General features: G+C 33.4%; 24 protein-coding genes. 12 read left to right on the plus strand and 12 right to left on the minus strand.

Going from position 1 to position 22,613, the window contains the following annotated elements; translation table 11 throughout:
* Complete coding sequence (locus WHC90_RS03885) at positions 1-1,761, minus strand: glycosyltransferase (RefSeq protein WP_188599312.1); 1,761 nt, start codon at positions 1,759-1,761, stop codon at positions 1-3.
* Positions 1,762-1,782: 21 nt separating this feature from the next.
* Positions 1,783-2,598, minus strand: a complete 816-nt coding sequence (locus tag WHC90_RS03890) for a 2,3,4,5-tetrahydropyridine-2,6-dicarboxylate N-succinyltransferase (protein WP_188599311.1) — start codon at positions 2,596-2,598, stop codon at positions 1,783-1,785.
* Between the two features lie 120 nt (positions 2,599-2,718).
* Between WHC90_RS03890 and ruvX the strand changes: the two genes are divergently transcribed.
* From ruvX to WHC90_RS03920, 6 genes are all read left to right on the plus strand, one after another.
* Positions 2,719-3,129: a Holliday junction resolvase RuvX gene (ruvX, locus tag WHC90_RS03895; protein ID WP_188599310.1), complete on the plus strand. Its 411-nt coding sequence runs from the start codon at positions 2,719-2,721 to the stop codon at positions 3,127-3,129.
* Positions 3,130-3,189: 60 nt separating this feature from the next.
* The gene (def, locus tag WHC90_RS03900) at positions 3,190-3,777 is read left to right on the plus strand and encodes a peptide deformylase (protein ID WP_188599309.1); all 588 of its coding nucleotides are present in this window, start codon (positions 3,190-3,192) and stop codon (positions 3,775-3,777) included.
* Between the two features lie 26 nt (positions 3,778-3,803).
* The gene (locus tag WHC90_RS03905) at positions 3,804-4,220 is read left to right on the plus strand and encodes a DUF5606 domain-containing protein (RefSeq protein WP_188599308.1); all 417 of its coding nucleotides are present in this window, start codon (positions 3,804-3,806) and stop codon (positions 4,218-4,220) included.
* Between the two features lie 9 nt (positions 4,221-4,229).
* Positions 4,230-5,009, plus strand: coding sequence for a nucleoside triphosphate pyrophosphohydrolase (mazG, locus tag WHC90_RS03910; protein ID WP_188599307.1), 780 nt, complete (start codon positions 4,230-4,232; stop codon positions 5,007-5,009).
* A 139-nt stretch (positions 5,010-5,148) separates the two neighbouring features.
* Positions 5,149-5,889 (plus strand): SDR family NAD(P)-dependent oxidoreductase, encoded by a 741-nt coding sequence (locus tag WHC90_RS03915; RefSeq protein WP_188599306.1) that lies wholly within the window; start codon positions 5,149-5,151, stop codon positions 5,887-5,889.
* Positions 5,876-6,379 (plus strand): cupin domain-containing protein, encoded by a 504-nt coding sequence (locus WHC90_RS03920; RefSeq protein ID WP_188599305.1) that lies wholly within the window; start codon positions 5,876-5,878, stop codon positions 6,377-6,379. Before WHC90_RS03915 ends, WHC90_RS03920 begins: the two co-directional genes overlap by 14 nt.
* A gap of 28 nt (positions 6,380-6,407) precedes the next feature.
* On the opposite strand, the gene lon is transcribed toward WHC90_RS03920, so the two are convergent.
* The 3 genes from lon to WHC90_RS03935 all read right to left on the minus strand — a co-directional run bounded on the left by lon (position 6,408) and on the right by WHC90_RS03935 (position 11,189).
* On the minus strand, positions 6,408-8,864 hold the full coding sequence (gene lon, locus WHC90_RS03925; protein WP_188599304.1) for an endopeptidase La: 2,457 nt from the start codon (positions 8,862-8,864) through the stop codon (positions 6,408-6,410).
* A gap of 180 nt (positions 8,865-9,044) precedes the next feature.
* Entirely contained in the window at positions 9,045-10,340 is a 1,296-nt protein-coding gene (locus WHC90_RS03930) for an MFS transporter (RefSeq protein ID WP_188599303.1), read from the minus strand.
* Positions 10,341-10,370: 30 nt separating this feature from the next.
* Complete coding sequence (locus WHC90_RS03935; protein WP_188599302.1) at positions 10,371-11,189, minus strand: M48 family metallopeptidase; 819 nt, start codon at positions 11,187-11,189, stop codon at positions 10,371-10,373.
* Positions 11,190-11,329: 140 nt separating this feature from the next.
* Between WHC90_RS03935 and msrB the strand changes: the two genes are divergently transcribed.
* Positions 11,330-11,815, plus strand: coding sequence for a peptide-methionine (R)-S-oxide reductase MsrB (gene msrB, locus WHC90_RS03940; protein WP_188599301.1), 486 nt, complete (start codon positions 11,330-11,332; stop codon positions 11,813-11,815).
* Here msrB and WHC90_RS03945 read toward each other — a convergent pair.
* The 5 genes from WHC90_RS03945 to WHC90_RS03965 form a co-directional block, all read right to left on the minus strand.
* Positions 11,812-12,567, minus strand: coding sequence for a LytR/AlgR family response regulator transcription factor (locus WHC90_RS03945; protein ID WP_188599300.1), 756 nt, complete (start codon positions 12,565-12,567; stop codon positions 11,812-11,814). The genes msrB and WHC90_RS03945 overlap by 4 nt on opposite strands.
* Positions 12,567-13,592 (minus strand): histidine kinase, encoded by a 1,026-nt coding sequence (locus tag WHC90_RS03950; RefSeq protein ID WP_188599299.1) that lies wholly within the window; start codon positions 13,590-13,592, stop codon positions 12,567-12,569. Before WHC90_RS03950 ends, WHC90_RS03945 begins: the two co-directional genes overlap by 1 nt.
* A complete protein-coding gene (locus WHC90_RS03955; RefSeq protein WP_188599298.1) occupies positions 13,589-14,602 on the minus strand; it encodes a sensor histidine kinase in 1,014 nt (337 codons plus the stop codon). Before WHC90_RS03955 ends, WHC90_RS03950 begins: the two co-directional genes overlap by 4 nt.
* A 103-nt stretch (positions 14,603-14,705) precedes the next feature.
* Positions 14,706-15,896 carry a thioredoxin family protein gene (locus tag WHC90_RS03960; RefSeq protein WP_188599297.1) on the minus strand — a complete coding sequence of 397 codons (1,191 nt, stop codon included), beginning with the start codon at positions 15,894-15,896 and terminating at the stop codon, positions 14,706-14,708.
* Positions 15,897-15,976: 80 nt separating this feature from the next.
* Entirely contained in the window at positions 15,977-17,353 is a 1,377-nt protein-coding gene (locus WHC90_RS03965) for a hypothetical protein (protein ID WP_188599296.1), read from the minus strand.
* 139 nt (positions 17,354-17,492) lie between these two features.
* On the opposite strand from WHC90_RS03965, the gene WHC90_RS03970 reads away from it, so the two are divergent.
* From WHC90_RS03970 to WHC90_RS03985, 4 genes are all read left to right on the plus strand, one after another.
* Positions 17,493-18,020 (plus strand): DinB family protein, encoded by a 528-nt coding sequence (locus WHC90_RS03970; protein WP_188599295.1) that lies wholly within the window; start codon positions 17,493-17,495, stop codon positions 18,018-18,020.
* Positions 18,017-18,463, plus strand: coding sequence for a hypothetical protein (locus WHC90_RS03975; protein ID WP_188599294.1), 447 nt, complete (start codon positions 18,017-18,019; stop codon positions 18,461-18,463). Before WHC90_RS03970 ends, WHC90_RS03975 begins: the two co-directional genes overlap by 4 nt.
* Before the next feature lie 71 nt (positions 18,464-18,534).
* Positions 18,535-19,863: a signal recognition particle protein gene (ffh, locus tag WHC90_RS03980; RefSeq protein ID WP_188599293.1), complete on the plus strand. Its 1,329-nt coding sequence runs from the start codon at positions 18,535-18,537 to the stop codon at positions 19,861-19,863.
* A 59-nt stretch (positions 19,864-19,922) separates the two neighbouring features.
* Positions 19,923-20,798, plus strand: coding sequence for a bifunctional 5,10-methylenetetrahydrofolate dehydrogenase/5,10-methenyltetrahydrofolate cyclohydrolase (locus tag WHC90_RS03985; protein WP_188599292.1), 876 nt, complete (start codon positions 19,923-19,925; stop codon positions 20,796-20,798).
* Positions 20,799-20,801: 3 nt separating this feature from the next.
* Here WHC90_RS03985 and WHC90_RS03990 read toward each other — a convergent pair whose 3' ends face one another.
* A complete protein-coding gene (locus tag WHC90_RS03990; RefSeq protein ID WP_188599291.1) occupies positions 20,802-21,167 on the minus strand; it encodes a cupin domain-containing protein in 366 nt (121 codons plus the stop codon).
* 11 nt (positions 21,168-21,178) lie between these two features.
* Complete coding sequence (locus WHC90_RS03995; RefSeq protein WP_188599290.1) at positions 21,179-21,745, minus strand: hypothetical protein; 567 nt, start codon at positions 21,743-21,745, stop codon at positions 21,179-21,181.
* 227 nt (positions 21,746-21,972) lie between these two features.
* On the opposite strand from WHC90_RS03995, the gene WHC90_RS04000 reads away from it, so the two are divergent.
* Positions 21,973-22,602, plus strand: a complete 630-nt coding sequence (locus WHC90_RS04000; protein WP_188599289.1) for a 7-carboxy-7-deazaguanine synthase QueE — start codon at positions 21,973-21,975, stop codon at positions 22,600-22,602.
* The last annotated feature ends 11 nt before the right edge of the window (positions 22,603-22,613 follow it).

The raw sequence follows: 22,613 nt of genomic DNA on the forward strand, positions 1-22,613 counted from the left end.
TTATTTAGTATTTGTTAAATAATTAATAGATCTATTACTCAACCAAGTTCCAAACTTGCAAGAATTGTAATAATAGCCTATCAAGATACTAAATAAATAAATATTCAACCTTAGTTTAGGAATAAAAAAGAAAACTACCCCAATTATAGCTAAGAGAAATTTGGTTAAAAATGTACTAGCAATTAAAAGACTTAGCATCAAAAATCGCTTAAAACCTTTAAAGTGATTATGCAGATATACATGTTTAGAAATCAGTACTTCAGATTTTGTAATGGTCGCTGTTTTGATATTGATTCTAGAAGCACCTCCGTGATTGTGAATAATTTCAACATTTTTAAGCAAAGCAATATCTCCCTTAGCAAGACGCACTTTTTTACTCAAATCAACATCTTCAAAATACATCCAATAATCTTCGTTCCAACCATGAACTTTAGCAAACCACTTACGACTGATAAAAACTAAAGAGCCTGAAACCCAATCAGGAAAAATTACTTTTGCTGTGTCAGGAGTCTTTTTCTGAAACAACCTGTATAGGGCACGACTCAAACCAAACAAGGTTAACAGATCTGGAAACAACCTCTCCGTATCTTCATAAGATCCATCAGTATTACACTGATTACAAGAAACAATACCCGTTGAAGGATTTGCTTTTGCGTAGCGAAGCATTTCTAGTATGGGCTTTTCAGAAGCAATGGTATCTGGGTTTAAAAACAATAATTGAGCACCCACTGATTTTAAAGCGGCAAGATTACATCCATTGGCAAAACCGTTGTTACCAGAATTTTCTACAAAACGAACCCAAGAGTATTTTTTGGAGAATAGCGCTAAGTTTCCATCATTAGATTGATTGTCAACTACAATCACCTCAAAAGAGAATTGCTCTTGAGAAATGCTTTTTAAAGCATCCAAACAAGGCGCTAAGTGTTTCCAACTTTTATAATTGACAATCAAGATAGACAGCTCTTTTTCTGCTAATTCCTCATCAAAATTTTCGATAGAGTTTATGGCAACTCGATGTCTTGAACTGTGTTTTAATTTTAGCAATTCAAGATACCTTAAAAGCACGCCATAGGCATGTGCCCAAGAAATAACAAAGCCTTTATAGCCATCTAAAAAACCTAGTTGAATTATATATTGTATAACAAAGCGTACAATAGGTTTTACAATTAAATGGTATGGCGTAACAAACTGCCCTTTTTTATGTAGTTCTTTTGCTTGTAATTTTGCGTAAAGTTTTAGCTTATTGATGTACTGCTTGTAGTTTCTATATGAATAATGCTCAATTTTCCCTTCTAAATACCCGAGTGTTCCATTGGTGGTAATTTCTTCATGTACCATCTTCTCATATTTACAAGAGTCTTTGCGAAACAACCGAAGTACCTTATCTCTTTGCCAACCACTAAAACGTATTTTAGTATTGGAAAAGTAAAAATTTCGCTTCACATAATAACCTACATGGGCAGGGCTTGCTTTAGTCAAAGCAAGTATTTCTGATTTCAAGGCTAGACTCACACGCTCATCTGCATCTAAAATATAGATCCAGTCATTACTTGCTTGCTCAATAGCAAAGTTTTTTTGCGAGGAAAACTCATCAAAAACACGCTGAATTATCTTTACATCAAAGGCCTGTGCTTTGATTACAGTTTGATCAGTGCTGTATGAATCTATTACAATAATCTCATCAGCAAAATCAACAGACTTGATTGCTGCTTCTATATGAATTTCTTCATTAAAAGTTGGAATGATTGCAGTTATCTTCAATAGAAATCTCTTTAATGACTTTTATACAGCGACATCGTATTCACGCAGTGCATCGTTTAATGAGGTTTTTTTATTTGTACTTTCTTTGCGTTTTCCAATAATTAAAGCACAGGGAACATTGTAAGATCCTGCTGCAAATTCTTTGGTATAACTACCTGGAATTACTACAGAACGTTCTGGAACATAGCCTTTGGTTTCTACAGGAACATCTCCAGTAACATCGATGATTTTTGTACTCATCGTAAGGACCACATTTGCTCCTAAAACAGCTTCTTTTCCTACGCGAACACCTTCTACAACAATACAACGCGAACCGATAAAAGCTCCATCTTCAATAATCACAGGTGCAGCTTGTAAAGGCTCTAAAACTCCTCCAATACCCACACCTCCAGAAAGGTGCACATGCTTTCCTATTTGAGCACAGCTTCCTACGGTTGCCCAAGTATCTACCATGGTACCTTCATCAACATAAGCTCCAATATTTACATAACTCGGCATTAAAATAGTCCCTGGAGATATATAAGCTCCATGACGTGCAACTGCGTTAGGAACCACTCGGATTCCTTTTTCTGCAAAATTCTTTTTAAGTGGAATTTTATCGTGATATTCAAAAATACCAGCTTCTAAGGTTTCCATTTTCTGAATTGGAAAATACAAAACAACGGCTTTCTTAATCCATTCGTTTACTTGCCAACCTTCTGCTGTTGGTTCTGCAACTCGCAAATCTCCTTCATCTAATAATCGAACCACTTCTCTAATGGCCTTTATTGTTGATTCTTCCTGTAATAAATCTCGGTTTTCCCAAGCTTCTTCTATCGTTTTCCTTAATGTATTCATAGGTATAATGCTATATTTCTGCAAATATAAATCGATTGATTGTGACTACCGCGAAGATACATTTTTTAAACAGATATCGTTGCCTTGTTTAAAATCTGTATTTTTACAAAAAAAAACAGAATGGGTAGAATACTTGCTATTGACTTTGGAGAAAAAAGAACTGGAATTGCTATTACGGATGAAATTCAGTTAATAGCCTCTGGTCTAACAACTGTTAATACAATTGATCTAATTAAGTTTTTACAAGACTATACTAAAAACGAAAATGTTTCACTATTTTTAGTGGGCTTGCCAAAACAGATGAACAATACTCCTAGCCAAAGTGAAGCCTTGATTGTTCCGTTTTTAAAAAAATTAAAACAGTCAATACCCAGCATACCTGTTGAACGTGTAGATGAGCGTTTTACCTCAAAAATGGCTTTTCAGAGCCTTTTAGATGGAGGAGCAAAAAAGAAGCAGCGTAAAAACAAAGAATTAATTGATGAAATTAGCGCCACAATCATCTTACAATCGTATTTATATAACAAATAAGTTTTTCAACTTCTTCTTTCTTTGTACTTTTGCAGTCACAAAAAAAGTAAATTTTAAAGAATGATTTTACCCATAGTAGCATACGGAGATCCTGTATTAAGAAAAGTCGGTAAAGAGATTGATGCAGACTACCCAGAGTTGACAACTTTAATTGCCAACATGAAAGAAACCATGTACAATGCCCATGGTGTTGGATTGGCTGCTCCACAAATTGGTAAAGCAATTCGCTTGTTTGTAATTGATGCTACACCTTTTTCTGAAGATGAAGATCTTAGTGAGGAAGATAAAAAAAGCCTAGCTGATTTTAAGCATGTTTTTATCAATGCAAAAATCATAGAAGAAAATGGAGATGAATGGGCTTTTAATGAAGGTTGTCTAAGCATCCCTGATATTAGAGAAGATGTTTTTAGACCAGAAGAAATCACCATTGAATATCAAGATGAAAATTTTGAAAAGCATACACAAACTCTCAATGGTCTAGCTGCAAGAGTTTTTCAACACGAATACGATCATATTGAAGGTATTTTATTTACTGACAAATTATCGACCTTAAAAAAGCGATTGATCAAAAAGAAATTAGAAAATATATCAAAAGGGAAAATTAACGCAGAATACAGAATGCGATTTCCTAATTTAAAAAGAAAATAAATCGCCAAAGGCGTAAAAAGACACATATGGAATTTAATAAAATTATTGCTGTTACTGGTAAACCTGGTTTGTATGAAGTTTTGTCTCAAAGCAAAACAGGAATCATTGTTCAATCTTTAACAGACGGAAAACGCTTTCCAATCCTCTCTACTCATAATGTTAGCTTGTTAGAGAACATCGCAATATTTACTTATGAAGATGAAGTACTTCTCTTAGATGTTTTTAAGAGTATTGCAGAAAAAGAAGAAGGAAAAGCTGCCATAAGCCCTAAAGAAAGCAATGCTAAATTAGTAGCTTATTTTTCAGAAATTCTACCAAATTTTGATCAAGAGCGTGTTTACCCATCTAATATCAAAAAAGTATTACAATGGTACAATGCTTTAATCCTTTCTGGTTTTGATTTTTCAAAAGTAGAAAGTCCATCAGAAGAAGAAAACGCATAAAAACATCCTTTGAATAGCAGAAGCAAACAATTAGAAGCCTTTAATAGGTTATTAGATATCATGGACGAGCTCCGTGAAAAGTGTCCATGGGATCAAAAGCAAACTTTAGAATCCCTTAGACATCTAACCATAGAAGAGACTTATGAATTGGCAGATGCTATTTTAGAAAACGACCTAGGAGAAATTAAAAAAGAACTAGGAGATGTACTCTTGCACATCGTATTCTATGCTAAAATAGGAAGTGAAAAAAAGGCTTTTGACATTGCTGATGTTGCCAATACCATTTCTGATAAATTAATCAGCAGACATCCTCATATTTATGGGGATGTAAAGGTTAAAAATGAAGAAGAAGTAAAACAAAACTGGGAAAAACTAAAACTTAAAGAAGGGAATTCTTCTGTACTTGAAGGTGTCCCTAAAAGCTTACCTGCTTTGGTTAAAGCTAACAGAATACAAGACAAGGTTGCCGGGGTTGGTTTTGATTGGGAAGAGCCTCAACAGGTTTGGGAGAAAGTTCAAGAAGAATTGTCCGAGCTTAATGAAGAGATCAAAAATCAGCATACAGAAAATATTGAAAAGGAGTTTGGCGATGTCTTGTTTTCTATGATCAACTACGCTCGTTTTATTGGAGTCAATCCAGAAAATGCCCTTGAAAAAACCAATAAAAAATTTATCAAGCGTTTCCAATACTTAGAAAACGCTGCTAAAAAAGAAGGCAAAGAACTTTCTAACATGTCCCTTCCTGAAATGGATGTGCATTGGGAAAACTCGAAAGAGTTTTACAAATAACACAACATTGGGAAAACTCAAAAGAGTTTTACAAATAACACAGCATTGGGAAAACTCGAAAGAGTTTTACAAATAAGAAAAAAATTGGAACAAGTCTAAAAAGTATTTTAAGTAGAAAATTCTTTCTATTTTTACTTTTATGAATGTACTTATCATCACCGGCGGATCTAACGGGATCGGAAAAGCCATTGCAGAAAAATATGCCTTAGAAAATCACACCGTATTTTCAATTTCAAGAAGCAAAGCAAAGGATGTTACTTTTGAACAAATTATTGCAGATTTAAGCAACACCTCTGAAACTATCAGAGCCATCAATAATGTGTTTTCTTCTATTGAAACAAAAACGATTTCCTCGATTACCTTACTAAATAATGCCGGGGGTTTAGGAAACATAAATACGCTTGGAAATTTAGATTCTGAAAAAATTCAGCAAACTATACATCTAAACACCACCACTCCATTAGTTCTTGCAAATGAGTTTATAAGACTCACCAAGAAATTAATTTGTAAAAAACAGATCATTAGTATTTCTTCTGGCGCAGCAATAAATCCATATTCTGGCTGGTCAGTTTATTGTGCCTCTAAAGCTGCTTTGGATATGATAACCAGAGTCATTGCTACAGAGCAAAGCCAAATAGAAAACGGCATGAAATCTATGGCAATTTACCCAGGTGTTGTCGATACAAATATGCAGGTTGCTATCAGAAAAACTCCTGAGAGTAAATTTAAAGCTGTGCAACGTTTTAAAGATTTAAAAAGCAACAATGAATTGTACAGCCCAGAGTTTGTTGCAGATAAAATTTATCAGATTGATACTTTATATCAATTAGAGTCTGGAGCTATTATTGACCTTAGAAAATTTAATTATGAAAAGAGTTAACCAGATTGTAGAAAAGCTTGGGTTGGTTCCTCATCCCGAAGGAGGATATTACAAAGAAACATACAGAAGTATTGAAAGTTTTCACCCTGAAAATTTAGATAAAAGCTATACTGGGAAAAGGAATTATTCTACTTGTATTTATTTCCTACTTACTTCGAGTGATTTTTCTGCTTTTCATAAAATAAAACAAGATGAAATTTGGCATTTTCATGAAGGCTCCTCAATTAAATTACATACCATATCAGAAAAGGGCACCCATAAAGAATATTTAATTGGCAATGATCTTTTAAACGGGCAAGAGCCTCAATTAGTTGTTTATGGAAACCATTGGTTTGCAGCTTCTGTAGTAGAAAAAAATTCTTACGCTTTGGTTAGCTGTACGGTGTCACCTGGATTTGATTTCAGTGATTTTATTCTCCCAACAAGGGATCAATTGATCACAAAATATCCAGAGCACAAACAATTAATCACGGAGTATACTCAAAAATAAAAAAGCCGCTCAATGAGCGGCTTTTTTGTTAAGCTAATTTCTTAGCATTTTTTACTTTCTGTTTTGTAAGTGCTAATTGTATCACTTCACTCATATCAGTAACATAATGAAAGGTCAGGCCTTTTAAATAAGATTCTTTGATCTCTAAGATGTCCTTTTCGTTTTCTTTACACAGAATGATTTCTTTAATATTCGCTCTTTTTGCAGCCAATATTTTTTCTTTGATACCACCAACCGGTAATACTTTTCCTCTTAAAGTAATTTCACCAGTCATCGCTAGTTTATTTTTCACTTTGCGTTGAGTAAACACAGAAACCAACGAGGTTAACATGGTAACTCCAGCACTTGGCCCATCTTTTGGGGTTGCACCTTCTGGAACGTGAATATGTACGTTGTACTTCTCTAAAACCTCAGGATTTATTCCAAAATCTTCTGCATTTGCTTTGATGTATTCCATCGCAATGGTTGCAGATTCTTTCATCACTTTTCCTAAATTTCCAGTAATGCTTAGACTTCCTTTACCTTTCGATAAAATAGACTCAATAAATAAAATATCTCCACCAACTGCGGTCCAAGCTAAACCTGTAACCACTCCTGCAACATCATTCGTTTCGTATTTATCGCGTTCTAATCTTGCTGGCCCTAATATTTTTTCAATATCATCATTGGTTAAGTCAATTTCGTAAGCGTCCTCCATTGCAATAGATTTTGCAGCAAAACGCACTACTTTTGCAATTTGTTTTTCCAAACCACGAACTCCAGATTCACGCGTGTACCCTTCAATAATCTTTTCAATCTGCGCTTTTCCAAGCTTTAAATGCTCTTTTGTTAACCCGTGTTCTTTTAATTGTTTTGGCAGCAAATGTCTTTTAGCAATCTCTATTTTTTCTTCGGTAGTATAACCAGAAACATTAATGATTTCCATTCTGTCTCTTAGGGCCCAAGGAATCTCTCCTAAGTTATTTGCTGTAGCAATAAACAACACTTTAGAAAGATCAAAACCAACCTCTAAATAGTTATCGTAAAACTCAGTATTTTGCTCAGGGTCTAATACCTCTAACATAGCAGAAGAAGGGTCTCCTTGATGACTATTGCTCAATTTATCAATTTCATCCAACACAAAAACTGGATTTGCAGTTCCTGCTTTTTTCAAATTCTGAATCAAGCGACCTGGCATTGCTCCGATATATGTTTTTCTGTGTCCACGGATTTCTGCTTCATCACGTAAACCACCAAGAGACATTCTAACATATTTTCTCCCTAATGATTCTGCAACTGATTTCCCTAAAGATGTTTTCCCTACTCCAGGAGGTCCATACAAACAAATAATAGGAGATTTCATATCATTTCTCAGTTTTAAAACTGCCAAATGTTCTATGATTCTTTCTTTTACTTTCTCCAAGCCAAAATGATCTCTATCTAAGATCTTTTGCGCTCTTTTTAAATCAAATTTATCTTCAGAATACTCACCCCAAGGCAATTCTAACATCAGTTCTAGATAATTTCTCTGAACTCCATATTCTGCCATTTGCGGATTCATTCTTCTAAGACGACCTAATTCTTTCTCAAAAGTATCAGCCACCTCTTTACTCCATTTTTTAGTTAGAGATTTTAAACGCATTTCTTCTAACTCCTCATCGTTAGAAACACCTCCTAATTCTTCTTGAATGGTTTTTAGCTGCTGATGTAGATAGTATTCGCGTTGCTGTTGATCCATATCAGAACGCGTCTTCGATTGAATATCGTTCTTAAGCTCTAAGCGCTGCAACTCTTTATTCAATTTTTTAAGCGTCAACAAGGCACGTTCTTTTAAATCATTTTGCCCCAACAATTCTTGCTTTTCCTTAACAGTCAAATCCATATTTGAAGAAATGAAATTCACCAAAAAAGAACTGCTTTGAATGTTTTTAATGGCAAATGAAGCCTCACTTGGCAACATTGGATTGGCTTTGATTATTTGCAGGGCCAATTCTTTTATTGAATCAATGATCGCAATAAATTCTTTGGTCTTGTCTAAATCTCTGTTTTCAATAATTTCTTTGGTTGTGGCCTTTAAATAAGGTTTGGTCTCAATAATTTGATCAATCTCAAATCTTTTCTTCCCTTGAATTATAACAGTTGTATTACCATCAGGCATTTTTAAAACACGTAGAATCTGTGCAACAACTCCCGTTTTGTAGATATCCTGTTCTGTCGGGTTCTCTACTTCTTCATTTTTTTGGGCAACCACACCGATAATCTTATCACCTGCGTTGGCATCCTTAATTAATTGAATTGAAGCATCTCTACCCGCTGTAATTGGAATCACTACACCTGGAAACAAAACTGTGTTTCTCAAAGGTAGAATTGGCAAAACACCAGGTACTTCCTCATTATTAATTAACTCCTCATCTTCGGGTGTCATTAATGGAATTAACTCTGAATCTTCATCTAACATATTGTGAAGCGACAAACTGTCTAATCCTAAAATTTTATGTTTACTCATACTTGTATTTCTGTCAAAATGACATTATAATTGGATTTTCTAATAAGGTTTACAAAACACAGAAACTGTAAACTACTAATAACAAAGAGCTTAGTAATTAATTACAGCTGTGATTTAATTGATAAGTTCAATTCTTATGCCAAGTATAGCAAATGGAAAAGGATTTTAATAAATACGAAATTAGCGTACGTATTTGGTCTTTTTTAAAGTGCTGATAATGATAAGAGAAGCCAAAAAGAACAACCCAAGACACAAAACACTCCACTGCATAGAATCAGTCAAATAAATTAAAAACCCAAAGACAAAAGTTCCTAAGACGATGGCAATTTTTTCTGTAACATCATAAAAACTAAAATAGGTAGCATGATCATTCGTTTCTGGTAAAAGCTTTGAGTAGGTAGAACGAGTTAAAGATTGAATAGCTCCTAAAACAAGGCCTAAAAGCCCTCCTAACCCATAAAAATACAGAGAAACATTTGGCATGTCTTTATGCAATAAAAAGGCACAAAAGCAAACGACGATCCAAATGCTAATGGTAATTTTCAAGGCTTTTAAATTTCCGAATCTTTTAGAAACTCTAGAAAAAACAGCCGCCCCAACAATTGCTACTAGTTGAATAAGTAAAACAGTTATAATTAAGCTAATGGTCTCTAAACCCAATTCTTTTGATCCAAAAATAGTTGCCAATAAGATAATTGTCTGAACACCAACACTCAATAAGAAAAAAGCGATTAAAAACCGTTTTAATGTAGGGTAATCTTTAATTTCTGCAAGCACGGTCTTTAACTCCTTAAACCCTTTCCAGATATAATCTTTTTTTGGTTTTTGGTAGGTTTTATTAGCGGGTAACCTTGCAAAGGTAACTTGAGCAAAGCCCATCCACCAAAGACCAACCATGACAAATGAAATTCGAGAGGCTAAGCCAGCGGTGATTCCAAAAGTATCTGGCATTTGGATCATTATTAGATTTATAACCAACAAAATAACAGAACCTATATAACCATAAATAAATCCTTTTGCACTCACAGCATCTTGTTGTTCTGGATAGGCAACCTCTGGTAAATAAGCGTTGTAAAATACCAAACTTCCCCAAAAACCAATACTAGCCAACATGCTACAGATAATTCCGACCCAAATAGTTTCTACACCTTTAAAAAAGAACAAACACATAACCGAAATTGACCCTAGGTAGCAGAAAAATTGCATGAATTTCTTTTTGTTTCCGGTATAATCAGCAATTCCTGATAATATAGGTGAGCACATTGCCACAATTAGAAATGAAAAAGACAATGCATAACTGTATAAACTATCAGGATGTGCCCATTCAGTTCCTAAAAAAACAACGGTTTCATCTTTTGTGATAGCACTGTAATACAGCGGAAAAACAGCAGTACTAATCACTAGTGAGTAAACAGAATTTGCCCAATCATAAAAAGACCAAGCATTGATTAATTTTTTACTCCCTTTTTTTAGCATCTGTAATGTTTTGTGGTTTGGGTAAAGCTATTAATTTTTCGTCAAACTCACAGCATTAAATTTGGCTGCTAGCTTTTTAGCTTCTGGTAAATACTCCTTAAGGGCTTTGATTCTGCTTTCGTTTGAAGGGTGTGTACTCAAAAATTCTGGTTGACTGCTCTTTCCTGTTTGCTGACTCATTCGAACCCAAACCTCTGAGGCCTCTTCTCCATTATACCCTGCCATAATCATAAAAATTAAGCCTAATTTGTCTGCTTCTGACTCGTGTTCTCTACTATATGCAAGCATTCCTACTCCAGTTCCTACACCGTAAACTGTACTCCAAATTTGCTGAGTTTGCTCACTCTTTCCGTTGGTCCCTAAAGCAACAGCTACCCCTCCTAATGCCTGGATCTGACCTTGTCTCATTCTCTCTTGACCGTGTTTAGCAAAGGCGTGTGCAACCTCATGTCCCATAACGGCAGCGATGCCATCCTCATTTGCACAAATAGGTAGAATTCCAGTATAAAAAACAACTTTTCCTCCCGGTAAACACCAAGCATTTACAGTTTTATCTTCAATTAGATTAAACTCCCATTTATATGAGTCTGCTTCCTTAGTCATTTTATTGGTTCTCATAAATCGATCTACTGCTGCAGAGATTTTTAGTCCAACATTTTTTATTTGATTGGTTTTTTCTATGTCTTTAGATTTTTCATTCTCTTCTAAAAACCCTTTATACTGAGCAAAACTTGCAGGTAAAACCTGATCGTCATTTACGGGTATTATCCTTGATCTTCCTGTGATTGGTACAGTGCTACATGCTGCCAACAAAACACTAACTAAAAAAATTGCTATTACTCTCTTCATTGATATCTTTTTATATATTCTCTTTAGAATAGTTAAAATTACTCATATCTTACCAGATACAAAAGAAACATGCTTAAATTATGTAAGAACCTTTAAATTATAACGACCTTAACTACTAAAATAACAATACCCATCTCTGTATGAAAAATAGCATCTCACTTCTTTTTTTAGTCATTTTTATGAGCTGTAATAGCAATGCTCAAACTGTAAAGATCAAAAAACAGACTTATCCAGTCCAAAAAACCGAAGCAGAATGGAAAGCACAACTTACTGAATTGCAATATGCTGTTTTGAGAAAATCAGAAACAGAAAGAGCTTTTTCTAGCCCTTTAGACAAAAACTATAGCCCTGGAACTTATGTCTGTGCAGCTTGTAATACAGCAGTCTATGCCTCTGAGTATAAATATGATTCAGGTTCAGGCTGGCCGAGTTTTGATAGAGCTATTAAAAACAAGGTAGCTTTGGATGTTGATTTTGAAATAGGTGTGGCTAGGACAGAACTAAAATGTGCCACTTGCGGGAGTCATTTAGGACATTCTTTTGATGATGGACCTAGAGCAACCACAGGAAAAAGACACTGTATTAATGGCGCTGCGTTAAAGTTTATTCCGGAGAAAAAAAGCTAAACCCCTTCTAGCCATTTTTTAAAATCACTTACTTTTTCTCGACTGACAATAACCTCTTTATCAAGAGTGATTTTTAGACTTATTTTAAGCCTACTATTGCTGTAAACTATCAAATCATGAATGCTATTATACCCAACGATAAAAGTTCTATTAACACGATAAAAAGCTCTTGAATCAAGGATTTCAATTAGGTTTTCTAAAGTGTATTCTATAATGTATTTTTTTTGCTGATTGGTCATTAAAAAAACAGTTCTACCCTCTGCATAAAACAATGCAATATCTTTAGTATTTATTGCGTGGATATGATTTCCTAGTCGAACCAAAAACCGATCCTTAACCTTTTTTTCTGAATATTCTTTCGTTACCTTTTCTATAACCTCATTTGAAATTAAGACCGACTGCATTAATTTTAACTTCTTTAAAGCTTTAGAGATGTCTGTAAACGTAATAGGCTTTAAGATATAGTCGATACTGTTTACCTTAAAAGCATCAATGGCATACTCATCAAAGGCCGTAATAAAGATGATGGGTTTCTGTATTGAAACTTGATTTAAAATTTCAAAACTCAGACCATCTATTAATTGAATATCCATAAAAACCAAATCATAGTCATGGTTTTCCAGAAACCAAGCTACAGATTCTGATATGCTTGTGAGTTTTTGAACAACAGAAATTTGACTGCCATACTTTTCTAAGTAACGTTCTAATTTTTCACTAGCCAACACTTCATCTTCTATAAGTACTACTTTCATTAGTTAGGCTTTAAAATTAGTTTAGGAATTGATATCACACGCATATTGTCTAGCTCTTGTATCTGGATCTCATTTTTACTGTAAATACTATAGGCTTTTTTTAAAGAGACAAAATTAACTGCATCAAAACCTGCAATCAACAAATCCTCTGGAGTATACCTCACTTCTATAGATTCTGCTTGTTGTTCTATAGTTATGAGTAGTTTTGAATGCTGAGAAATAATAACACTTCTAATGACTTGTTCTATTACAAAAAGTAAACTTCCAGGCACTATTAAAAAATTGGTGAGTGCAGATACATTTAAAACAACCTTTCTATAGGGTAGATAATTATAGAGCAATATAAAATGATTTAGGACTTCTAATTCTTTTTCTATAGTGACCAACTCTGTTGTTTTATTGCTTAAAATATATCGATAAATAATTGCCAGTTGATCAATTAAATCATCAACTTGATCATTGTTTTCATTTAGTAAAACCAATAAAGACTCAAGGCTTTCAAATAGCAGTTTTGGGTTTATTTCTTGCTTAAACTGTTTAAAATCTTCTTCAATATTCTTTTTTCTCAACAACTCCATTGCCAGTTTTTGACTATTGATTTTATACAAGTATTGATGACTGATATAAAGGCAGATATAAACAAACGTAATGCTAGAAAAAATACTATTAAAGAGTAGTAACTCTTCTGTAGAAGGCGAAAATCCAAGTATCAATTGGTAATACACAGAAATAAACACAGTAATAATAACCATACTCAAAATTAGAGAAACTAGGCATTTAACACTAATAGTTAACAGGGTGCCCCCAATAGTGGGTAGCTTTTGAAACAACTGTAATAAAAGTCTCGAAAACTCTTGAACCGCGTAGGATAACAGAATACAGAAATACAACTCTTGTCCTAAAAAGTCCTCAGTTAGCTGCCCTACATTGTTGTTGACTAAGAGCACCAACAAATAGCAAATGACCCCACTAAATATTGGACTTAGCAGGCGAAAAAACGGTTTATGTATAAATAGTTTTTTCATTGAATGAGAGGTAGCTTTACAATAAAATTAGCACCATTAGTCGTCGAGATTCCTTTTTTAGCGAGCAGTAAATATCTTGCGTTAATATTTTTTAAACCAATCTGAAATGAACTTACCTGCAGTGGTTTTTGAGTAATCGAATTTTGAACACAGATCTTATTGTTTTGAAAATAGAGATTAATTTCTAATTTTTGATTGACATTCATGCTATTGTGTTTTACAGCATTCTCTATGAGCATTTGCAAGGTTAATGGTGGTATACGACTTTGCAAGATTTCTTTAGGTAAATTAATATTGATAGAAAATTTATCTTCAAAACGCGTGCTTATCAAATAGACATAAGAATTGACAAAATCCAATTCTTCTGCCAAAGAAATTAATGTTTTATGATAGCTTTTGATTGTATATTGATACATCACAGCAAGCTTTCGTATAAAAAGGGCTGCTTTGTCTGTATTTTGGTATGCCAATGAAGATATCGTATTTAAACTATTGAATAAAAAATGAGGACTCAGTTGGTTTTTTAAGGCAGTCAACTGAAGATCAATTTGTTTTCGATCTTGTTTTACCTTTTCTATTTGAAGATTGGTGTACATATAATATGAATACAGCGCAAAATAAATTACCGCATAGAGTAAGATCACCATCAACAATACGATAGCAAATTTGATAAAAACTTGCTGATACGCTTCTGTTATTTCATCCAAAGAAAGTTCTACAGAATGATAGCCATAAAAGGCAAGAAAACTAATAAAAGATACCAGACTAAAATCTACAAGAACCCCAATAAGTAATCGAGTTCCTGTTTGTGTATGCCAAGGAAAAAATCGATCTAAGAACTTAGTAACAAAATACAATACATAGGCATTGATTACACCAGTAGTTCCAACATAAATAAAAGTACTTAGCGTAAAAAATTCTAATTGATCTGCATCGCTCTCTATTAAATAATAAGCAATTAGGCAGCTAATTAGTAGTCCTAGAGAAATTAGTAGAAGATGCTTTTTCAATTGCAAATTTTTCATTGATCAATTTAATTGTATAAACGAAGTTAATCAATAAGTCTTGGATAAAAAACCTATGAACTTGTTCTTGCCTGCTTTTAAAATAATTTTAAAGTTTATTTAAGAGCTTTTTTAGGTCTTCAGTTTTTTTATTTTCCTTGATAGCAGCTTCAATAGCTACTTCAACAATCTTTTTGGTTTCATTTTTATCTCCAGATTTGTACATCAAAAAGGCATAGGTGTCTAAAAAGGCATAACTTGGTTCTTCACTGATTACTTCTTGCATCCATGAAAGACATTTTTTAACAACCTCCATATCATCGCAATTTTGATAGACATCCCAACAAAAATAATTGATTTCCCCACTGCTAAACTTCCCTTCTTTTTTCAATTGATGATTGATCTCAAAAACAGTTCTCCATTTGTTTTGCGCCTTTAAAAAATCAATCTCAAAAGAAGGTAAAATATCGTCGGTCCAACTTTTACTTAGCGCCTCTTTTGCAAAGACTATTGCCTCATCGTACTTTAATTGGTCTTTCTCTAAAATTGCTGTATTAAATTTACCTGAGGTTAAAAAATAAAACAAAATATCCACATCCGTCTTACCAAAAAGAGCAACGTACTTTTTTTTGTTTTGTAAGGTTGTATTAGAAATTGTGTTTGAGGCTTCTCTCGCAAAATAAATCAATGTAGAAAAATACTCTTCAGAAAAAACATCTTGCTCTTTAGCCCAGTAAGCATTAAGCTCTGAAGGGTTAATTTTTGTATTTGTTCTATTGATATAATCGATGTAAAATTTCGGGTACTTAGAAATAGAAATGCTGTTTGAATATCCATCTAAGAACTTAGCTTGCTTACTCAACTCTTTACTCTGTGTAGTAAACTCTAGAACGCTTTTGCTTAGTGATTTAAAGTCATCTCCGGGGAAACCATATTTTCTATTAACAACATAACCATTACTATTTAGAACAAGCCCTGTGGGGTAACTACTTACATGATGTTTTTTTGACAAATGAAAAACCGTGTCATTCTCTGCATTATACCTCAAAAACACATAATCTTTCTTAAGAATTTGCTGTATAGAATCATTTTGAAAAACCAGTTCATCGACTTCTTTACAAGGGGCACACCAGGTGGTGTAAAAATCAATAAAGAGTAGTTTATTTTCTTTAGAAGCAGTTTTTAATGCCAGTTCATAATCCTGATCAATACTAATAAAATTTTCAGTTTTAGTTGAGTTTTTTTTCTGGTTGCAACCCAGCAAGAATACTGCAACTGCTATTAAAGATATATATTTCATAATAAGTTTGGTTAAAAAATAAATTAAAATGTCATCCTATTACATTTAAATATGCGTATAGAATGACATTGCTCTTTAACTTAATTGATGGCCTTCATAACCTTACCGTAGTAGGTGTCAGAGCTAATCTTTTTGGCAACACTCAGATACGCATCCCTAACTTGTTGAGACCCTTTCTTAACACGATCAGCATAACTAACCAAAACTGAAGACAAGGTATAACTAGATTTTATGTTCTTAGAAATCGCTTGTAATAAAATCACAATTTGCTTGTCAGACAACTGTTTGTTTTGTGCCATTTTCTTAAAGATTTTACCTGCATAAAAATCAGATTTTACATTTACTGTAAGAATTCCTAACACCTTACTTAGCTCTTTGTCATCTAGATTTTGATCTAATAAATCCATGATAATAGTTGAGCTGTAATGATCTGATTTAATATTTTTTAAAGAACCTAAAAAACTATCATAACCACTCTTAGAAAGCTTATTTGATTTTAATGCTTTTTGCAGTACTTGCGTTCTGTAATGATCAGACTTTAACTGTTCAGAAATTTCAAGCAGCTTGTTGATGTTTGTTGAATTTAAAGTTCTTGTATTCATCAACTCAGTTAAAATTTGAGTCAAATAATGATCTGATTTTAAACTCTTTGTTATTTCTAACATCTCATCCAATTGATTGTCAGATATACTCGTATCTTTAATTAAGCTTTTTAAGATCTGTGTCATATAATGACTAGACTTAAGACCTGATGTCGTTTTGATATAAGCACTAACCGTTTTATCATTTTTAAAAAATGCTTTTTGATTGCTTTTTAAAATTTGAGAGATATAGTAATCAGATTTAATATTTTTACCTGTCGCTTGTAAGACACCCACTAAATCATTGGTGCTTAAACTTTTTTCTAGCAATAACTTTATATAGGCTGCTTGTACATAATCACTATCCATTTTTCTGACTTCAGCCAACACCGCATTGGTTCCACCTTTTTTATAAAAACGATCCACCCTAGATGCTGCAGCAATGGTAGTGCTTCTTAAGATTTTTGGCAAAATTTCTGCCAACCATTCTTTCCCTGCAGGAGCGAATCCTTTTTCTGACCAACCAACATAATATTTCTTAACCAGCTTCCCGCTTTCTGCATGAATGAGTATCCGTCTTTTACTTCCAAAGCTTGTTTTTTTAATTTCTATAAATCCACCTCTTGAAACCCCAATAACATCTTTATCATCATCAGATAAGGTAATTTCTCCTTCGTATTCTACTTGAAAATTACTTTTACTGTTTTTAACTTTATAAGTACGTACCCCTTTTTTGTTTGAGGATGTAACCGTATACGAAGTATTGTTAGAACTAATTACCGTGTTCTGTCCGTAAAAAGTAGCAGATCCAAGTAAAAAAAGGACCAACAAACTGTAACTTATAATTTTAGCATTGATAGATTTTATTGTAACCATTTTTATTGTTTTTAAAATTATACAGTAAATGTACTAGCTCATTTCTTTTTAAAAAAAATGAATGTAGTGAACTGCAGTTTTCTTGTAGTGAACTGTCAAATCATTTAATTTTGTATCTTTCCTTCAAAAAATCACCTAAATGAATAAAGATCAAATTGTTGCAATTTTAGAAGAGAAACACGTACATTTATTTGAACATATAGCGCAATGCTCTGATAAGGAATGGAATGATGGCCCCTCAGAAAAATGGACTTTTGGCCAGCATGTTTTACATCTCTCAGAGTCTCTTACTTTATTAAATAAAGCTTTAAGTTACCCTAAGTTTATATTGAAATACAAATTTGGAATAGCAAATAGACCTCTTAGAGACTATGATGAAATTGTGCTGCGTTACAAAGAAAAATTAGCGGCTAATAAAGATCGTGCTAAACAGTTTAACAGCAAATTAAGCATGCCATCTGCTCAGGAAAAAGAGAAATTAGTTAGAATTCTTCAATTACAAAAGAACAAACTCCAAAAAACAACCCTAAAATGGAAAGACAAAGATTTGGATCGTTTGCTAATCCCACATCCATTAATGGGTAGAATGCCAGTAAGAGAAATTATTATGTGGACAGCACATCATACAGAACATCATACCCAAATATTAAAAAATAAATATTCGTGAAAAAATTAATTAGCCAACCACATCGTTTCTTTTTTGGTTTAGTGCCTGTCTGTATTGTTTTAGCTTTTGTCTTTTTTAAAGATTTAATAGAGTTTGAATATTATGGTGGTTTTATAGAAGCTCCTTTAAAGTATATCTATTTTTTTTCGGCCCTATTCTTTACCTTAATTGGGTTTAATTATTATTCTGTTCATTGGGCAAATAAGCCGCTTATAAAAGGGTTAACGAGAGCACATATACTGCTACAGTGTACTGCACTAATTTTGCTTATCTCAAGAAATCATTGGACTTGGTTAGCTGGAGACGAGACTCAAAATGAGTCTACAACAGCTGTCTTTGGAAGTCCAAACTTTATCTTTTTTATGGCTTTTCTCATTTTTCTCCTTGCAACTTTTATCCATTTAATTAACTTCTTTATAAGCTTGTTTAGAAAATCTAAATAAGCCTACTTTTTCATTCTAAAAATCATGCTATTTTCTTATATTTGTGCTTCCAAAAAAAGAAGACAAAACACATGTTTAATAATTTAAGCGATAAATTAGATAAAGCCTTACACACCCTTAAAGGTCACGGAAGCATAACAGAGGTTAACGTTGCAGAAACTTTAAAAGAAGTTCGAAGAGCATTACTTGATGCCGATGTAAACTTTAAAATAGCAAAAGATTTTACTAAAAATGTTCAAACAAAGGCCCTTGGTCAGAATGTTTTAACGTCCTTAAATCCTGGACAGTTAATGGTAAAACTTGTCAAAGATGAATTGACTGAGTTAATGGGAGGTGAATCTGTAGGGATCAACTTAGGTGGTTCACCAACAGTTATCTTAATGTCAGGTTTACAAGGTTCTGGTAAAACTACTTTTTCTGGAAAACTAGCCAATTACTTAACCAGCAAAAAAAGCAAGCAAGTTTTATTAGTTGGTTGTGATGTGTACAGACCTGCTGCTATCAATCAACTGCAAGTAGTTGGAGAGCAGATTGGTGTAGAAGTATATGCAGAAATTGGAAATCAAAACCCTGTTGAGATTTCTCAGAATGCTATTAAACACGCTAAAGCAACTGGAAAGAATGTGGTGATTATTGATACCGCTGGACGTTTGGCTGTTGATGAGGAAATGATGTCCGAAATCTCGAACATTCACAAAGCAGTAAATCCTCAAGAAACTTTATTTGTTGTAGACTCTATGACAGGTCAAGATGCTGTAAATACAGCAAAAGCCTTTAACGATGTTTTAAATTTTGATGGAGTTATTCTTACAAAATTAGACGGAGATACACGAGGTGGAGCAGCATTAACTATTAAGTCTGTTGTAGATAAACCTATCAAGTTTATTGGTACTGGTGAAAAAATGGAAGCCATCGATATTTTCTATCCAGATCGTATGGCTGATCGTATTTTAGGAATGGGTGATGTGGTCTCTTTAGTAGAACGCGCTCAAGAACAATACGATGAGGAAGAAGCTAGAAAGCTTCAAAAGAAGATAGCTAAAAACCAATTTGGTTTTGATGATTTTTTAAGTCAAATTCATCAAATCAAAAAAATGGGGAACATGAAAGACCTGATGGGAATGATTCCTGGAGCAGGTAAAGCACTAAAGGATGTAGATATCGATGACGATGCTTTTAAAGGTATTGAAGCCATCATCCACTCTATGACACCCCTAGAGAGAAGTACTCCTAGTTCTATTAATGCAAGTAGAAAAAAACGCATTGCTAAAGGATCGGGAACATCAGTTCAAGAAGTTAATCAGCTAATGAAGCAGTTTAACCAAATGAGCAAAATGATGAAAATGATGCAAGGCGGCGGCGGAAAGAAGATGATGCAAATGATGAAAAACATGAAATAAATACAAAGAGATAAACAATGTTTATCTCTTTTTTTAAGATAGATAACACAGCATAACTTATGATAATTTTAGACGGGAAAGCCACTTCAAATCAACTGAAAGAAGAAATTGCAATCGAAGTTCAAGAACTCTGCAAATCAGGTGTTAGAGCACCACATCTAGCAGCTATTTTAGTTGGAAGTAACGGAGCTAGTTTAACCTATGTAAACGCAAAAGTAAAGGCCTGTGCAAAGGCTGGATTTGAGTCTACATTAGTCAGTTTAGAAGAAACAATCTCTGAGGAAAGTCTATTAGAAGAAATCAATAAATTAAATAATAATGCTGAAATTGATGGATTTATCGTTCAATTACCACTCCCTAAACACATTGATGAACAAAAGGTTTTATTAGCTATAGACCCAGACAAAGATGTGGATGGATTTCATCCGATGAATGTAGGTAAAATGACTTTAAATTTACCGACATTTTTGCCTGCAACTCCTTTTGGTATCTTAGAACTTTTAGAACGTTATAAAGTTGAGACCAGCGGAAAACACGTTGTTGTGATTGGTAGAAGTCATATTGTTGGTAGCCCAATGAGTATTTTAATGTCTCAAAAAAGACCTGCAGGGAATGCTACAGTGACTATCACTCACAGTAGAACAAAAAACTTAAAAGAAATAACACTACAAGCTGATATTGTAATTGCAGCTTTGGGGATTCCTGAGTTTTTAACCGCAGACATGGTAAAAGATAACGTAACGGTGATTGACGTTGGGATTACTCGAATAGCCGATGATACTAAGAAAAACGGGTATCGTTTGGCAGGTGATGTACATTTTGAATCCGTTGCAAAAAAAGCTAGTCATATAACTCCTGTACCAGGTGGAGTTGGACCAATGACCATCGCAATGTTACTTAAGAATACATTGATTGCAGCCAAGAAAAGAGCCTAGTTACTAGTCTTCTCTATGAGCTAAATCAATAGAAAATGCAGGCAGGCAAATTGCTAGATACTCACAAGGTTCTGCAAAAGGGTTTGCATATTGAACTCGGGTGTTTTTTTCTATTTTAATAGATTGACCAGCTTCTAAAACTACTCGATCACCGTCAATCATAAACTGTTTTTTACCTTTAATTATATAGGTATACTCATCAAAATGAGGTGTTTGATAAGGCTCACTCCAATTAGGTGGAGCAACCATATGAGCAATACTTATTGCTGAATTTAAATCTGTAGCCTTGCCAAAATGTTCTTCAATTAATTTACCATCTGTAGTAGGAACCACAAAAGGAGATTTTTGAATGGTGTATTTTTTTGACATTTTAGATAGGTTTAATTAAACCAAACGATAAAGGTCTTAATTTTTGCCAAACCAGGAATTTGTTCAAGGGTTACCTTTTGGGTTGTAAAACTTTTTAAACCTAACTCTTCTTTGTCTAAAGAAATTGTAACGTTTAATTCATCAATAAACAAGGTTGCAGAACTTAAAGTTGTCTCTACTTTAGAAATGTTATTTGATAAGTTTATTTCTTCAAAAGTAGAAGTTAAAGACAAGTCTGTTTTTGTTTTATAACGCTTGTCAAAAATTTGAACACTTTTTATTGTTGATGTAGAATCTAATTGTTCTTTAGGAATAATTGTAAGTAAATGCTTCCCTCCTTTTTCATAAATCAAATATTCATCATCATCCTGAAAATAATCATCACCTAATGAGCCTTCACTTAAATTTTTAACGATTGAATCGTTTTTAAATATATTTTCTAATTCTAAAATTTTAGTTTTGGTGTTTAATTGTCCAACTTTTCCCTTGGCAATTGAAAATTTACCACCATCGCCACATTGAATGAATGTGATAGAAAATACTACTAAAAAAAACAGTCTAAAAATATTTTTAATCATTTTATATAATTTAAGTATCAGTATAATAACGGATAAGATGGACTTTTCTTTTGTTTAAGGGTTTAAAAATAGTCAAAGTTTAAATCATATAAAATATTTTAGTTGTTTTAAAATTCTAAAATTGCGTTAAATTTAGCTAGTAAGCTGATTATTAGAAACTAATACTCCATGTTTTATCAATGAGATCTTTAAAAATATCGATATAGAATCTGTATCTTTGCCCACTGATGAAAAAAGAAGTACAAGATTTAATTGATAAAGGTGAAATGCTTCCTTTGATGGAGGAATTTTACACCATACAAGGAGAAGGAGCTCATACTGGTACAGCAGCCTATTTTATTAGAATTGGTGGTTGTGATGTTGGATGTCATTGGTGTGATGTTAAAGAAAGTTGGAATGCAAAACTACACCCTCCCACTGCCACAGATACAATTGTGGCACATGCAAAAGCCTATGCTAATACTGTCGTAATTACTGGTGGAGAACCCTTGATGTGGAGTTTGGATTATATTACAAATCAACTGCAAAAAAATCAGATAAAAACGCATATAGAAACCTCTGGTGCCTATTCGTTTTCTGGTGTTTGGGATTGGTTTTGCCTATCACCTAAAAAAACAAAACTTCCATTAGCAGAAGTATATCCAGAAGCAGATGAGCTTAAAATGATAATCCATAATAATAGTGATTTTGAATTTGCAGAACAGCAAGCCAAATTAGTTTCAACTGACTGTAAATTATACCTACAACCAGAGTGGAGTAAAAGAGATAAAATGACTCCCTTGATTGTAGATTATGTAATGAAAAATCCTAAATGGAAAATATCATTACAAACCCATAAGTATTTAGACATACCATAAAAAAAGCGACC

This window comes from Polaribacter pacificus (genome assembly GCF_038024035.1).
In the GTDB taxonomy this organism is placed as follows: Bacteria; Bacteroidota; Bacteroidia; order Flavobacteriales; family Flavobacteriaceae; genus Polaribacter; species Polaribacter pacificus.

Bases quoted from the DNA above. Each gene is read 5' to 3' on its own strand.
- WHC90_RS03890 (WP_188599311.1), bottom strand. From the start codon at position 2,598: ATGAATACATTAAGGAAAACGATAGAAGAAGCTTGGGAAAACCGAGAT.
- ruvX (WP_188599310.1), top strand. From the start codon at position 2,719: ATGGGTAGAATACTTGCTATTGACTTTGGAGAAAAAAGAACTGGAATT.
- def (WP_188599309.1), top strand. From the start codon at position 3,190: ATGATTTTACCCATAGTAGCATACGGAGATCCTGTATTAAGAAAAGTC.
- WHC90_RS03905 (WP_188599308.1), top strand. From the start codon at position 3,804: ATGGAATTTAATAAAATTATTGCTGTTACTGGTAAACCTGGTTTGTAT.
- WHC90_RS03915 (WP_188599306.1), top strand. From the start codon at position 5,149: ATGAATGTACTTATCATCACCGGCGGATCTAACGGGATCGGAAAAGCC.
- WHC90_RS03920 (WP_188599305.1), top strand. From the start codon at position 5,876: ATGAAAAGAGTTAACCAGATTGTAGAAAAGCTTGGGTTGGTTCCTCAT.
- lon (WP_188599304.1), bottom strand. From the start codon at position 8,864: ATGAGTAAACATAAAATTTTAGGATTAGACAGTTTGTCGCTTCACAAT.
- WHC90_RS03930 (WP_188599303.1), bottom strand. From the start codon at position 10,340: ATGCTAAAAAAAGGGAGTAAAAAATTAATCAATGCTTGGTCTTTTTAT.
- WHC90_RS03935 (WP_188599302.1), bottom strand. From the start codon at position 11,189: ATGAAGAGAGTAATAGCAATTTTTTTAGTTAGTGTTTTGTTGGCAGCA.
- msrB (WP_188599301.1), top strand. From the start codon at position 11,330: ATGAAAAATAGCATCTCACTTCTTTTTTTAGTCATTTTTATGAGCTGT.
- WHC90_RS03945 (WP_188599300.1), bottom strand. From the start codon at position 12,567: ATGAAAGTAGTACTTATAGAAGATGAAGTGTTGGCTAGTGAAAAATTA.
- WHC90_RS03950 (WP_188599299.1), bottom strand. From the start codon at position 13,592: ATGAAAAAACTATTTATACATAAACCGTTTTTTCGCCTGCTAAGTCCA.
- WHC90_RS03960 (WP_188599297.1), bottom strand. From the start codon at position 15,896: ATGAAATATATATCTTTAATAGCAGTTGCAGTATTCTTGCTGGGTTGC.
- WHC90_RS03965 (WP_188599296.1), bottom strand. From the start codon at position 17,353: ATGGTTACAATAAAATCTATCAATGCTAAAATTATAAGTTACAGTTTG.
- WHC90_RS03970 (WP_188599295.1), top strand. From the start codon at position 17,493: ATGAATAAAGATCAAATTGTTGCAATTTTAGAAGAGAAACACGTACAT.
- ffh (WP_188599293.1), top strand. From the start codon at position 18,535: ATGTTTAATAATTTAAGCGATAAATTAGATAAAGCCTTACACACCCTT.
- WHC90_RS03985 (WP_188599292.1), top strand. From the start codon at position 19,923: ATGATAATTTTAGACGGGAAAGCCACTTCAAATCAACTGAAAGAAGAA.
- WHC90_RS03990 (WP_188599291.1), bottom strand. From the start codon at position 21,167: ATGTCAAAAAAATACACCATTCAAAAATCTCCTTTTGTGGTTCCTACT.
- WHC90_RS03995 (WP_188599290.1), bottom strand. From the start codon at position 21,745: ATGATTAAAAATATTTTTAGACTGTTTTTTTTAGTAGTATTTTCTATC.
- WHC90_RS04000 (WP_188599289.1), top strand. From the start codon at position 21,973: ATGAAAAAAGAAGTACAAGATTTAATTGATAAAGGTGAAATGCTTCCT.